This is a genomic window from Oceanobacillus chungangensis, assembly GCF_003369565.1.
Lineage (GTDB): Bacteria > Bacillota > Bacilli > Bacillales > Amphibacillaceae > Oceanobacillus > Oceanobacillus chungangensis.
This window is the reverse complement of record NZ_PIOD01000011.1, coordinates 191,602-205,068: the sequence shown is the minus strand read 5'-3', so window position 1 is coordinate 205,068 and position 13,467 is coordinate 191,602. Positions and strand designations below refer to the sequence as shown.

The 13,467-nt window shown below is 36.5% G+C and carries 14 protein-coding genes; all 14 read left to right on the top strand.

The genetic code is table 11. The features are described from left to right. The first annotated feature begins 5 nt into the window (after positions 1–5). A complete protein-coding gene (locus CWR45_RS11080; RefSeq protein WP_115749925.1) occupies positions 6–233 on the top strand; it encodes a KH domain-containing protein in 228 nt (75 codons plus the stop codon). A gap of 75 nt (positions 234–308) precedes the next feature. Continuing rightward, the gene (locus CWR45_RS11075) at positions 309–695 is read left to right on the top strand and encodes a YlqD family protein (protein WP_115749924.1); all 387 of its coding nucleotides are present in this window, start codon (positions 309–311) and stop codon (positions 693–695) included. A gap of 11 nt (positions 696–706) precedes the next feature. After that, positions 707–1,222 (top strand): ribosome maturation factor RimM, encoded by a 516-nt coding sequence (gene rimM, locus CWR45_RS11070; protein ID WP_115749923.1) that lies wholly within the window; start codon positions 707–709, stop codon positions 1,220–1,222. Continuing rightward, the gene (gene trmD, locus CWR45_RS11065) at positions 1,222–1,953 is read left to right on the top strand and encodes a tRNA (guanosine(37)-N1)-methyltransferase TrmD (protein WP_115749922.1); all 732 of its coding nucleotides are present in this window, start codon (positions 1,222–1,224) and stop codon (positions 1,951–1,953) included. Before rimM ends, trmD begins: the two co-directional genes overlap by 1 nt. Before the next feature lie 151 nt (positions 1,954–2,104). Continuing rightward, a complete protein-coding gene (gene rplS / locus CWR45_RS11060; RefSeq protein WP_115749921.1) occupies positions 2,105–2,452 on the top strand; it encodes a 50S ribosomal protein L19 in 348 nt (115 codons plus the stop codon). A 225-nt stretch (positions 2,453–2,677) separates the two neighbouring features. After that, positions 2,678–3,238, top strand: coding sequence for a signal peptidase I (gene lepB / locus CWR45_RS11055; RefSeq protein WP_115749920.1), 561 nt, complete (start codon positions 2,678–2,680; stop codon positions 3,236–3,238). Positions 3,239–3,246: 8 nt separating this feature from the next. After that, complete coding sequence (gene ylqF, locus CWR45_RS11050) at positions 3,247–4,092, top strand: ribosome biogenesis GTPase YlqF (protein WP_115749919.1); 846 nt, start codon at positions 3,247–3,249, stop codon at positions 4,090–4,092. A gap of 456 nt (positions 4,093–4,548) precedes the next feature. Then, positions 4,549–5,337: a ribonuclease HII gene (locus tag CWR45_RS11045; protein ID WP_115749918.1), complete on the top strand. Its 789-nt coding sequence runs from the start codon at positions 4,549–4,551 to the stop codon at positions 5,335–5,337. Positions 5,338–5,359: 22 nt separating this feature from the next. Beyond that, positions 5,360–7,150: a hypothetical protein gene (locus CWR45_RS11040; RefSeq protein WP_115749917.1), complete on the top strand. Its 1,791-nt coding sequence runs from the start codon at positions 5,360–5,362 to the stop codon at positions 7,148–7,150. Next, entirely contained in the window at positions 7,147–7,428 is a 282-nt protein-coding gene (locus CWR45_RS11035) for an EscU/YscU/HrcU family type III secretion system export apparatus switch protein (protein WP_115749916.1), read from the top strand. The genes CWR45_RS11040 and CWR45_RS11035 overlap by 4 nt, the downstream gene beginning before the upstream one ends. A 102-nt stretch (positions 7,429–7,530) precedes the next feature. Next, positions 7,531–8,691, top strand: a complete 1,161-nt coding sequence (gene sucC / locus CWR45_RS11030; protein ID WP_115749915.1) for an ADP-forming succinate--CoA ligase subunit beta — start codon at positions 7,531–7,533, stop codon at positions 8,689–8,691. 26 nt (positions 8,692–8,717) lie between these two features. Further along, positions 8,718–9,620, top strand: a complete 903-nt coding sequence (sucD, locus tag CWR45_RS11025; protein ID WP_115749914.1) for a succinate--CoA ligase subunit alpha — start codon at positions 8,718–8,720, stop codon at positions 9,618–9,620. A gap of 413 nt (positions 9,621–10,033) precedes the next feature. Beyond that, on the top strand, positions 10,034–10,927 hold the full coding sequence (gene dprA / locus CWR45_RS11020; protein ID WP_115749913.1) for a DNA-processing protein DprA: 894 nt from the start codon (positions 10,034–10,036) through the stop codon (positions 10,925–10,927). 262 nt (positions 10,928–11,189) lie between these two features. Beyond that, complete coding sequence (topA, locus tag CWR45_RS11015) at positions 11,190–13,268, top strand: type I DNA topoisomerase (RefSeq protein ID WP_115749912.1); 2,079 nt, start codon at positions 11,190–11,192, stop codon at positions 13,266–13,268. Positions 13,269–13,467 lie beyond the last annotated feature (199 nt).

Here is a 13,467-nt window from a genome sequence, read left to right as displayed (position 1 = left end):
ATATCATGAAAGCCCTAATAGAATCAATTGTTACGCCGCTTGTTGATCATCCTGAAGACATTGTAATAACGGAATCAGAAGAGGAAACAAAAATAGTTTACCATCTAAAGGTTAACGGGGATGATGTTGGTAAGGTGATCGGCAAAAACGGCCGTATTGCAAAGGCGATTCGAACAGTGGTGTATGCAACAAAATCGGATAGTAAGAAGCGTATTTATTTAGATATTATGTAAAGGGAAAGGTGATACCTTTCCCTTTTACGTATCATTGCTGAATATTAAGGCGTTTTGTGAGAGTGAGGAGAAAAGATGAAAATAATCAAAAAGGTCCTAATCAAACAAATTGTCACAGAGAAAAGCAAAGAGAAAATAAATCGGAAATTTAATGAACAGAAAATGCGACTTGAACAAGAGTGTCAACAATTGCTTTTTGAAAAAAGAAAGTTACAAAATAAAGCAAGTATATCCAAACAAGAGATTACGCAACGATTTCAACAGGAAATCGATAATCGTAAAGAAAAAATTAAGTTGGTTGAGTTTAAAGTAGAACAACTGGACATGCTTGAAATAGGTAGTGAAATTATTGAAAAAGAAGTTGAAGCTCTTGTTGAAGTAACAGAAGGATCGCATTGGAATGATATTGATAGTGCAGCAATTATTATTAAAGATGATGTTGTAATTAGAATAGATGAGTAGTAGGTGAAAGAATGGAAGATAAAATGTTTAATATCGGTAAGATTGTGAATACACATGGTATACGTGGCGAAGTTAAGGTGCATCGTATTACTGATTTTGAAGAACGTTTTGCAGTCGGCAAAACAGTATATATTGAAAAAGAAAATGGAACATTATTAGAGTTGATCATTGTTGGACATCGAATGCATAAGGGATTCGATTTAATTCAATTTGAAGGATTGAATAATATTAATGATGTGGAGCAATTCAAAGGTTTAAAGCTAAAGATATCAGAAGAACAGCAATCGCAGCTGGATGAGCATGAATATTACTATCATGAAATTATTGGTTGTGAGGTTCATACTACTAGTGGTGATAAACTTGGTGTAATTAAAGAAATTTTGTCACCAGGTGCAAATGACGTATGGGTTGTAAAGCAAGAAAAGGGTAAAGATTTGCTTATTCCATATATCGAAGAAGTTGTAAAGGAAATTGATGTTGAAGCAAAGAAAATCGTAATTGAACCAATGGAAGGATTGCTAGAATAATGCATATTGATATTTTGACCCTTTTTCCTGAAATGTTTTCTGGAGTTTTTCAATCGTCTATATTGAATAAGGCGCGTGAGAAAGGAAAATACAGCTATAATCTTGTTGACTTTAGGGAATACTCAGATAGTAAGCATGCAAAAGTAGATGATTATCCATATGGTGGTGGTGCAGGAATGGTATTGCAGCCTCAACCTATTTTCGATGCAATCGAAGCAGTCGTAAACGTGAAGGCAACAAAGCCAAGAATTATTTTAATGTGCCCGCAAGGTGAGCCTTATAGCCAACAGAAAGCAGAAGAGCTAGCAAAGGAAGAGCATCTAGTGTTCATTTGTGGACATTATGAGGGCTATGACGAGCGAATTAGAGAGCATCTCGTAACAGATGAGATATCGATTGGCGATTATGTTTTAACAGGCGGGGAGCTTGGAGCAATGGTCGTTGTTGATAGCGTCGTGCGCTTACTTCCTGATGTACTTGGTAATGATCAGTCTGCACCAATGGATTCTTTCTCCACAGGATTATTAGAACACCCACATTATACTAGACCAGCAGATTTTAGAGGGATGAAGGTTCCAGAAGTACTACTCTCAGGTGACCACGCTAAGATTGAAGCTTGGCGTAGGAAACAGTCTTTGAAACGGACATATGAAAGAAGGAAGGATTTACTGGAGAATTTTTCATTAACTACAGAAGAGCAACAGATACTAGATGATATTAAGAAACAATAAAATTACTACTAGAAATTTTATTAAATATTGTTGAACTCCATGTTGTCTTATGATATATTTATTATTGTGCTTAAGTGTGCTTAAGTCACTAAAAACGATGTTCCGCTGTTCTGTAGTGAATGATGAACATTGGTTGGAAGGAGAATAAACAATGCAAAAACTTATTGCAGACATAACAAAAGATCAATTACGCACTGATCACCCTGAGTTTCGTGCAGGTGATTCTGTAAAGGTACACGTTAAAGTTGTTGAAGGAACTCGTGAACGTATACAGATATTCGAAGGTGTTGTTATTAAACGTCAAAATGGTGGAATTAGCGAAACTTTCACAGTAAGAAAAATCTCTTACGGTGTAGGTGTTGAGCGTACATTCCCAATCCATTCACCTCGAGTAGACAAAATCGAAGTTACTCGTCACGGTGTTGTACGTCGTGCGAAATTATACTATCTTCGTGAGCTACGTGGAAAAGCAGCGCGTATTAAAGAACGCCGCAAATAATTCACGAATCGAAAAAACAGAAAGGAGCTTGGCAATGTGCACAAGCTTCTTTTTTTACTTTAAAGACTGAACCAAAAGTGCAAGCGGCCGTTTAGCGACGTACAGAGGTGAGGGAAGTCTCGCTAGTCGCTGGAGCTGGACGTAGCCTATCTGGGAATTGGAATAGGAATTTTTATCCATTCATATTTCAATGAATGTGAAAATTGGGTGCTTGGAGGGATAGCGATGGCAAAGAAAAAGAATGAATGGTTAGACTGGATAAAGGCTTTATTAGTTGCACTTGGTTTGGCGCTTGTAATTCGGATGTTTCTATTTACCCCAATCATTGTTGATGGTCCATCCATGCAGCCTACGTTACATGATCGTGATCAAATGATTGTGAATAAATTTACGTACCGTTTTTGGGAACCCGAGCGTTTTGATATTATTGTCTTTCATGCTAACTCCGAGAAAGACTTTATTAAACGCGTTATCGGCCTACCAGGTGAGCATGTTGAAATGAAAGATGATGTATTATACATTAATGGCGAAGAAGTAGCTGAACCATTCTTACAGGACCAAAAGGACGAAATGGAATCTTATGAAACATTAACGAGTGATTTTACACTTGAGAATTTACCGGGAGAATTTGAGGTTATTCCTGATGGACATGTACTTGTTCTTGGAGATAATCGCCGGAATTCCACGGATAGTCGGATATTAGGTGTAATTCCAATGGATCAAGTTGTCGGTAAGACAGAATTTATTTACTGGCCATTTGATCGACTACAAATAGTAGGAGAGTAGGGTGAAATATGACAATACAATGGTTTCCAGGACATATGGCAAAGGCAAGGCGTCAAGTAGAAGAAAAATTAAAACTAGTTGATTTTGTAATGGAATTGGTTGACGCAAGAGCACCTCTATCCTCACAAAATCCAATGTTACAACAAGTATTGCAGAGTAAAACAAAAATGATTGTATTAATGAAAAGAGATTTGGCGGATCAGCGCATAACAGAGCAATGGATTAACTATTTTAAAGAGAAAGAAATTCCAGCTATTGCCGTAGATGTTAATGATAAAACAGATATTAAGAAAGTCATTCAGCTAGCTAAATCGCTTGGACAAGAAAAAATGGATAAGCTGATGAAGAAAGGAATACAGCCAAGACCAGCTCGAGCAATGATTGTTGGAATTCCTAACGTTGGTAAGTCTACATTGATTAATCGTTTAGCGAATAAGAAAATTGCACAAACAGGAGATCGACCGGGAATTACAAAGCATCAATTATGGATTAAAGTAAAGAAGGATTTTGAATTATTAGATACACCAGGTATTTTATGGCCAAAATTTGAAGATCAAATGGTTGGTTATCGTTTAGCGGCAATTGGTACGATAAAGGATCAATTATTATCCCTTCAAGATATTGTTGTCTTTGTAATCAAATACTTACAAGTTCATTATCCAGCATTGCTTAAAGAAAGATTTAATATTGACCATGATATGGAAGATATGTGGGAAATATTTAAGTTAATCGGCAAGCAAAGAGGTGCATTGGAAAGTGGCGGTAATATAAATCTTGATAAAGTATCAGAAATTGTACTGCAAGATCTTCGTTCAGGACGACTTGGTAATATTACACTTGAATCACCAGAATAAATAATATGACATGCATCTTAAATACGCGGATGGATGTCTGTTTTTTATCTTGACTGGTTGCTGATATAGATGCTTCATTGATATAGAGTGAGAACTAATGAAAATTGTGTTTTAAATCTGGACAGTTGTTAGTAGTTACACACTAACCTTCTGAAATTGATACAATCAACATCGTTAGTTAGTGGGTTTCTATTCTTTAGTTTCTAAATTCTGCTGCACTATCCTCAGCGGAAGAAATACACGAATACTCCTGCGGGAAGAAGAGCCTAGGTGAGACTTCGAAGTGCGACAACAAGAAGGCTAAACAGCTCCCCGCGGAAAGCGAAGTGTATTTCTGGACCGACAGCCAAGGTAGCAAATATCATCCAAAGTTTTGCCGCACTTTATATAAATGCTTGATAAACAATAAAGTTAGATTATTTTTTAACGATATAAAATAGAGAGAATGGTGTCATCATGGAGAAACAATCAATTTCAAATTTAAAAAAACTACTAGATAATAGAGAATTAAATGATACAATGCTTGAACAATTGAAGAAGGATGAACGGAAAGGTGTCCAGAAATTAATTTATACATACGAAAAACGTTTGGCAAAGCAAGCGGAGCTAGAGAAGAACTATCAAGAAATGTGCTGTTATGAACAATCAGCCTTCGCTAAAGGAAAGCAATATATTTCCGGAATTGATGAGGCAGGGCGAGGACCACTTGCGGGGCCAGTTGTGGCAGCAGCGGTAATATTACCAAGGGATTTTAAATTGCTTGGACTAAATGATTCGAAACAAATAAATGAAGTGACGAGAGAGAAGTTTTTTTCTATCATTAAAGAAGAAGCCATTAGTTATGGAATTTCGATCATTAGCAGTGAAACAATCGATGAAATGAATATTTTTGAAGCAACAAAATTAGCAATGCGAGAGGCTGTAAATCAGCTTGAACCAAAGCCAGATCATGTATTAATTGATGCAGTACAACTAAGTGGACTTCCATGCTCCTCAGAGTCAATTATCAAAGGAGATGCGAAAAGTATTTCGATTGCAGCAGCAAGTATCTTGGCCAAAGTATCCCGTGATCACCTAATGAAAGAAATACATCAGGAATATCCAAATTATAATTTTAGTTCAAATATGGGTTATGGTACGAAGCATCATATAGAGATGATAAAAGAATACGGAGCAACACCATATCATAGAAGATCATTTGCACCCATTCGAGATGTGTTAACGAAATCACGAGTAAGTTATTAAAGAGGTAAGGGAGTCAAGCTACGTGAGTATAAATAAAATCGTTGGAATACGAATGAATCAAGTAGTAGAACCTCAGCAAAAGTTTCGGGTTGGACAAATTGTGGAAGGGAAAATTTTGAAATTATATCCTAATAATAAAGCACAAATACTATTGGGAATGCAAAAAATGACCGCTCAACTAGAGGCTAATCTTTTGGTCGGTGAAAAATACCATTTCCAAGTGCAATCTACCGGAAATGTTATTCCGTTGAAGGTGATTGGTGAAGCATTAACAAGTCATACGAAGACGAATGCTATTCGTTTACTGAAGCATTTAAGCTTAAAAACAACAAAAGACAATGTAGCCTTTGTTCAGCAGCTTTTAGATAGTAACATTACCTTTAATAAAGCACAATTAATCGATGCTTTACAGTTATTGGACAGCAAAAAAAATGATGAAGAAGCTCAAAAAGTATTAACTGAAATGTTTTCTCGTAAATCACCAATTAATCGGTTTATATTCGAAGCATTGCAGACGGTTGATTCAATGAAACAAACTGACTTAATGAAAAATTTATTGAATCAGTTAAGGAAAAATAACGTGCACTCAGAACTCGTCAATCAATTAAGTCAATTGATTGAAAAGCCAACGGATATTAATGCATCTTTGGTCAAACAAATAAATACAAATAAACAACCGTTATTCCAATTATTTACATCATTAGGGTTAATAAATCAAAACACAGACTTCTTTGCTTGGGAATCGGCCTGGAAGTCATTATCTAACGGGATAGAGCAGCTTAATGTTAAACAGGGTATTGCTACTGATCTACCACGGATAGACACTAAGTTACCGTTTAATTTAAATTTTAACACGATTTTACAAAGTTTTACACAACTTAATATGAACCAAGCACCACTACTTAGTCAAGCTGACAGTATATTACAATCAATGGATACGAGACTAAACCATGCAATTTCCACTAGTTCGAGTCTACCTGAGGAGGATTTCAGAGTGTTAAAGCAAGCACTCGTTCAAGGAGTAGTACCGCTCTTAGGGAAGGAAACCGGTCAAGCAGTAATTGGATTAGAAAATGATTTCAAACAAATAGGACAGGTTCAAAAACTATTATATTTATTGAGCAATCTGCAGACATTTGAAATGCTAGAAGAAGTATTGTTTTCAATTAACAAGGATCACGCATTTCTTTCAGCAACCCCACAGAAGCAGTTTCAGCAGCAGCTAACACAAGCGCTCTTGCTTACTGGACTGTTTTATGAAAATCAAATTGCAAATGAGCAAGTTCAACAACAAGCAACAATCAAGGAAATGCTAATTCAATTATTGCAAACTGATGATGGCTCTCTAAGGGAATCTAGTTCGAAATTATTACATTTCATCAATGGTATGCAAATAAATTCAGTACAGGAGTCTGCTAATTTTATTCAAGCAAGCTTGCAAATTCCCGCTGAAAAACTAGGTCTAAATTATGATATAGAGTTAGAATTTGAAAGTAGAAAAACCGAAACTGGACAAATAAATCCAGAATTTTGTCGAATATTATTTTATCTAAATCTTGCTAAATTAAAAGAAACAGTTATCGACATGAATATTCAGAAACGGTCAGTTTCTATTACAGTATTCAATGATTATGACCAGATAAAGACGAACACAGATGCTTATCAACCACTGCTAAGAAAGGGATTAGAGGAATTGGATTATCATCTATCAAGCATATCCATAAAACCTTTATCAGAGAAAGAACAAGTTAAGACAAAGCTAGTTAGTTACAAAAAAGAGTCATTAAACGGAGGAGTTGATTACCGAATATGACGGAAAAACGAAAAAAATCGGTAGCACTCAAATATGAGGCTGAAACAGATTATGCTCCTAAAGTATCTGCAACAGGTAAAGGTATCATTGCTGAGGAAATCATTAAAAAGGCGAAAGAAAATAATGTGCCTATTATAGAAGATGCTTCACTAATAGAGTTATTAGCGGAGCTAAATATTAATGAAGTAATCCCGGAAGAGTTATACAAAGTCGTTGCAGAAGTATTTGCATTTATTTATAGAGTGGATCAGAATATGGAAGAGAGGGATGGAAAATGAGTCCATCCCTTTCAGGAATTATTAATCAATTCTATATTTCTTGTTTATTTTGCATATTTTTTATACAATGAAGTTGCAGTTAAATTGATAGGAGGATGAAAGATGAACATTCACGAATATCAAGGCAAAGAACTTTTGCGTGAGTTTGGTGTCAAGGTTCCTAATGGATTTGTTGCATTTACGGTGGACGAAGCTGTAGAAGCTGCTGAAAAATTAGGCACAAATGTAACCGTTGTAAAAGCGCAAATCCATGCAGGAGGACGAGGAAAAGCTGGTGGTGTTAAAGTCGCTAAAAGCTTGGACGAAGTTCGTACATATGCGAATGAAATATTAGGAAAGACGCTAGTAACCCATCAAACGGGCCCAGCAGGAAAAGAAGTTAAACGCTTACTTATTGAAGAAGGCTGTGACATACAAAAAGAATATTATGTGGGTGTTGTACTTGACCGCGCAACCTCACGTGTTGTCATGATGGCTTCTGAAGAGGGTGGAACTGAGATTGAAGAAGTAGCTGAAGAGACACCAGAGAAGATATTTAAGGAAGTAATTGATCCTGCTATCGGCCTCTCTCCTTATCAAGCTCGTAGACTAGCATTCAATATTAATATACCAAACGAATTAATTAATAAAGCAGTACAATTTATGACAAGTCTTTATCAAGCATTTGTCGAAAAAGATTGTTCCATTGCTGAAATAAATCCATTAGTTACAACTGGTGATGGTGAAGTTCTTGCACTTGATGCGAAGCTAAACTTTGATGATAACGCATTGTATCGTCACAAAGATATTCAAGAATTACGTGATTTAGAAGAGGAAGATGAAAAAGAAATTGAAGCATCAAAATATGACTTAAGCTATATTTCCTTAGATGGAAATATTGGATGTATGGTTAACGGTGCTGGTCTTGCGATGTCAACGATGGATATCATTAAGCATTATGGCGGTGACCCAGCGAACTTCCTCGATGTTGGGGGCGGTGCGACAGCAGAGAAAGTAACAGAAGCATTTAAGATTATCCTTTCTGACACTAATGTTAAAGGAATTTTTGTGAATATCTTTGGTGGAATTATGAAGTGTGATGTAATTGCAGAAGGTGTTGTCGAGGCAACAAAACAAGTAGGATTAGAAATTCCACTAGTTGTTCGATTAGAAGGAACAAATGTTGATTTAGGGAAGAATATCTTGAAAGAATCTGGTCTTAATATAACAGCTGCAGACTCAATGGCTGATGGTGCTGAAAAAATCGTTTCGTTAGTAAAATAGTAAATAATAGAAAGGACGGCATACAAATGGGTGTATATATTAATAAAGATACAAAAGTAATTGTCCAAGGAATTACAGGGTCTACAGCTACATTCCATACAAAACAAATGCTAGAATATGGGACCAAAATAGTTGGTGGGGTAACTCCTAAAAAAGGTGGGACAGAAGTAGAAGGTGTACCAGTATTTAATACATTACAAGAAGCAGTAGACCAAACAAGTGCAACGGTTTCTGTGATTTATGTACCAGCACCATTTGCAGCAGACGCAATTATCGAAGCCGTTGATGCGGAATTAGATTTAGTAATTTGTATTACCGAGCATATCCCTGTGTTAGATATGGTAAAAGTGAAGCGTTATATGGAAGGCAAAAAAACTCGACTCATTGGACCGAATTGCCCGGGAGTAATCACCGCAGATGAAACAAAAGTAGGGATTATGCCAGGTTACATCCATAAAAAAGGTCATATTGGTGTTGTATCGCGTTCAGGTACATTGACATATGAAGCAGTTCATCAATTAACACAAGCTGGTTTCGGCCAATCAACTGCAGTTGGTATTGGTGGAGACCCTGTAAATGGGACAAACTTTATTGATGTTTTAAAAGCATTCAATGAAGATGATCAAACAGAAGCGGTAATAATGATTGGCGAAATTGGTGGTACTGCTGAAGAAGAGGCTGCAGAATGGGTGAAAGCAAACATGAATAAACCTGTAGTTGGCTTCATTGGTGGAGCTACAGCGCCTCCAGGAAAACGGATGGGACATGCTGGCGCGATTATTTCTGGTGGTAAGGGCACTGCTGCAGAGAAAATCCGCGTGATGGAAGCTAGCGGGATTACTGTTGCAGAAACACCCGCTGTCATGGGAGAAACGATGATCAGAGTATTAGAGGAGACTGGACTAATAGAAAAATGTAAAACCCATTAAATTTGAGGATTTGCACTTATAGTACGAGTTCAAAAAGAGGTTAAAAAGGACCGATTCGGCTAGGAATGCAACGTTCTGGGACTGCGATTACTCGCCCCCTCGCAAAGATTTGTTGCAACGCCGACACTAGCCCGTCCTGGGCGTCGAAAGTTCGAGGCGGCGAGCTCTTTGAGTAGCGGTCTTTCACAGGAAGTGGTGATTTCTATGTTGTCCACAGAACGCGGACGGTTTTAGTAGAAGTTCCTTAACTGTTTTAGTTTGAGCAAACAATCCTGTACGCAGGAAAAGCAAGCCAACTAAAAACATGGATGTGTCATTTTTACCGGATTTTTGAACATCATCTTCATATAGTACGATAGATAAACTGGAACCTATTGGTTCCAGTTTTATAAATATGATAAGGAAGTGATAACTTGACCCAGCAACGAAAACGGCTAATACATATAAGTAGATGTCGCGGATTGACGAGAAGAATGATTAGAAAAATACTCCTTCAAGATTCCTCTTTATTACAAATCTATTCACTATCTCCCACACAAATTAGTCAACTATTTTCAGTACCAATAAAAAATGCAACATTATTCTATCAAGACCTTCATAATGTAGGTATACGCAAACAATTACATGCAGATTTGGTAAACTTCAAAACTATCACAATACTTGACGAGAACTATCCGCGTGTGTTAAATACAATTAAAGATGCGCCACTAGTTTTATATGCTATCGGTGATGTATCATTATTGTCGCTTACACCCTCATTAAGTGTAATTGGAACTAGAAGCCCAACGAATGAAGCAATGAGGAAAGTTGAGTATATTGTTAAACCATTAGTGAAATACCAATGGATAATTGTAAGCGGGATGGCAAAAGGAATTGATAGTTTTGCGCATCAGGTATCACTTGAAAATAATGGAAAAACCATTGCGGTATTGGGTGGTGGATTTCATCATGTTTATCCTAAACAAAATCTTCCATTGTTTCATCAAATTACTGAAATGGGTTTAATTATCTCGGAATACGCTCCAGATTGTCCGCCTGCTAAGTATCATTTTCCGGAAAGGAACCGTATAATAAGTGGACTTAGTTTTGGAACCTTAGTAATTGAAGCAACGGAAAGAAGTGGTACATTGATAACTGTTGATCAGGCTTTGGATCAAGGAAGGGAAGTATTTGCAGTACCTGGTTCACCATTAGTTCCTCAAACGAAGGGATGCCATCAATTGATTCAAGATGGGGCAAAATTAGTTACGGATGCAGAAGATATTATGGAAGATTGGGTTCGTATAAAAAATTATCAATTTATATAATATGTTTGGTAGTTAAGAAAGTATATAAACTTTCTTACTATATAAGTGTAACCAAGTATAAAAAATATTTTAGCAGATGAGAAGGTAATCACGCTTTCTCAATGAATAACTGCATTCAAGATTGTCAACGTAGTTAACTAAGAAAGATATATGAGTGTTAAATTAATAAGTGTAGTAAGATTGACAAAAACTGGTTCTATCCTTACTATTAGTGAAAGATTTTAAAATATTAATTGTCAACCTCATTTTGGGAGGATTTATTATGTCGGAATATCTAGTAATCGTAGAATCGCCAGCAAAAGCGAAAACAATCGAACGTTATTTAGGTAAAAAATATGAAGTAAAAGCATCAATGGGTCATATACGCGACCTGCCTAAAAGCCAGATGGGTGTTGATGTTGAGGATAGTTATAATCCAAAATATATTACCATCCGTGGAAAAGGTGAAGTATTAAAAGAACTTCGGAAATCAGCTAAAAAAGCTAAAAAAATATATCTCGCAGCCGACCCCGACAGAGAGGGAGAAGCAATCGCCTGGCATTTAGCACATATTTTGAATGTGGATGAAAATTCAGAATGTCGTGTAGTTTTTAATGAGATAACAAAAGATGCGATTAAGGAGTCCTTTAAACATCCAAGATCAATTGATCTTGATTTAGTTGATGCACAACAGGCAAGACGTATTCTTGATCGATTAGTTGGCTACAACATTAGTCCGTTACTTTGGAAAAAGGTTAAAAAAGGGCTTAGCGCCGGACGTGTACAGTCAGTTGCACTTAAGATGATTTTAGATCGTGAAAAGGAAATCGAAAACTTTAAACCAGAAGAATACTGGTCCATCGAGGGAACCTTCCTCAATAAAAAAGAACTGTTTGAAGGTTCATTCTATGGTGTTGATGGTGAAAAACAAGAACTGAAAACAGAGGCAGATGTAGAGGAAATTACCAAGAAATTAGCAAGTGACAAATTCAAAATCGAGAAAATTAATAAACGAGAACGAAAGCGGAATGCACCTAAACCATTTATTACATCTTCTTTACAACAAGAGGCAGCTCGTAAACTAAATTTTCGTGCGAGAAAAACAATGATGGTTGCACAGCAATTATATGAAGGAATAGACCTAGGTAGAAAAGCTGGTGGAATTACAGGGTTAATTACCTATATGCGTACTGATTCAACACGAATTTCTGATACAGCTAAAGAAGAAGCGAAGGGCTTTATTTTAGATAAACATGGTAAGGAATATCTTGGAACAAGTACGCCATCAAAAAATAAAGAAGGGGCACAGGATGCGCATGAGGCAATACGCCCCACCTCTGTATTAAGAGAGCCTAGCTCGCTTAAAGAGATCTTGTCTAATGATCAGCTTCGCTTATATAAACTAATTTGGGAACGATTCTTGGCTAGCCAAATGTCTCCGGCAGTAATGGATACAATGACTGTTCATTTAGTCAATAATGGCGTTGAGTTTCGTGCAACTGGATCTAAAATCAAATTTAAAGGTTTTATGAAGATCTATATCGAAGGAACAGATGATAATAAAAAAGTTGAAGATAAGCTACTTCCTGATTTAGAAGAAGGCATGGTTGTTGATACTAAAGAAATTATTCCAAACCAACATTTCACACAGCCACCTCCAAGATTTACTGAAGCAAGGCTTGTTCAGGTAATGGAAGAACTAGGAATTGGAAGACCATCAACCTATGCTCCAACTATTGATACGATACAACGTAGAGGATATGTATCGATTGATAATAAACGATTTATTCCAACAGAACTTGGAACAATCGTTAACGAATTAGTGGAAGAATTTTTCCCGGAAATAATTAATGTTGATTTTACAGTGAAAATGGAAGCTGATCTGGATTCAATTGAAGACGGAAAACGTGAATGGGTAACGATCATTGATGATTTCTATCAAGGGTTTAGTAAGCGGCTTGAAACTGCTGAAAAAGAAATGGAAAAAATTGAGATTAAAGATGAACCAGCAGGAATCGACTGTGAAAATTGTGGGCATGAAATGGTATATAAAATGGGAAGATATGGTAAATTCCTAGCTTGTTCTAATTTCCCCGAATGCCGGAACACGAAGCCAATTTTAAAAGAAATTGGGGTTAAATGTCCGACATGTAAAGAAGGAAATGTAGTTGAACGTAAATCTAAGAAACGCAGAACTTTCTATGGGTGTGATCGATTCCCTGAATGTGATTTTGTCTCGTGGGATAAACCAATTTCTAGACCATGCCCGAAATGTGATTCGCTTTTAGTCGAGAAGAAAAATAAAAAAGAAACACAAGTACAATGCACAAATTGTGACTATAAAGAAAAAGAACAAAGTTAAGCCGGTGCTGCCCATCTATTAAAGATGGGCAGTATTAATTTGGTAAAATTTACAAACTAGGCACAGATAGAAATTTCAAAAACACTGAAGTTGTATACAGCTTAGAATTCATAAGGTTAAGCGGAGCAAAGACATCGGTGATGAGATCTCTCTTCACAAGTGGGTCCCACCAGTTCTAAGATGGGTGAAGTGTATTTCT

Excerpts from the sequence above, each read along its gene's own strand:
- CWR45_RS11080 (WP_115749925.1), top strand. The coding sequence starts at position 6 with ATGAAAGCCCTAATAGAATCAATTGTTACGCCGCTTGTTGATCATCCT.
- CWR45_RS11075 (WP_115749924.1), top strand. The coding sequence starts at position 309 with ATGAAAATAATCAAAAAGGTCCTAATCAAACAAATTGTCACAGAGAAA.
- rimM (WP_115749923.1), top strand. The coding sequence starts at position 707 with ATGGAAGATAAAATGTTTAATATCGGTAAGATTGTGAATACACATGGT.
- trmD (WP_115749922.1), top strand. The coding sequence starts at position 1,222 with ATGCATATTGATATTTTGACCCTTTTTCCTGAAATGTTTTCTGGAGTT.
- rplS (WP_115749921.1), top strand. The coding sequence starts at position 2,105 with ATGCAAAAACTTATTGCAGACATAACAAAAGATCAATTACGCACTGAT.
- lepB (WP_115749920.1), top strand. The coding sequence starts at position 2,678 with ATGGCAAAGAAAAAGAATGAATGGTTAGACTGGATAAAGGCTTTATTA.
- ylqF (WP_115749919.1), top strand. The coding sequence starts at position 3,247 with ATGACAATACAATGGTTTCCAGGACATATGGCAAAGGCAAGGCGTCAA.
- CWR45_RS11045 (WP_115749918.1), top strand. The coding sequence starts at position 4,549 with ATGGAGAAACAATCAATTTCAAATTTAAAAAAACTACTAGATAATAGA.
- CWR45_RS11035 (WP_115749916.1), top strand. The coding sequence starts at position 7,147 with ATGACGGAAAAACGAAAAAAATCGGTAGCACTCAAATATGAGGCTGAA.
- sucC (WP_115749915.1), top strand. The coding sequence starts at position 7,531 with ATGAACATTCACGAATATCAAGGCAAAGAACTTTTGCGTGAGTTTGGT.
- sucD (WP_115749914.1), top strand. The coding sequence starts at position 8,718 with ATGGGTGTATATATTAATAAAGATACAAAAGTAATTGTCCAAGGAATT.
- topA (WP_115749912.1), top strand. The coding sequence starts at position 11,190 with ATGTCGGAATATCTAGTAATCGTAGAATCGCCAGCAAAAGCGAAAACA.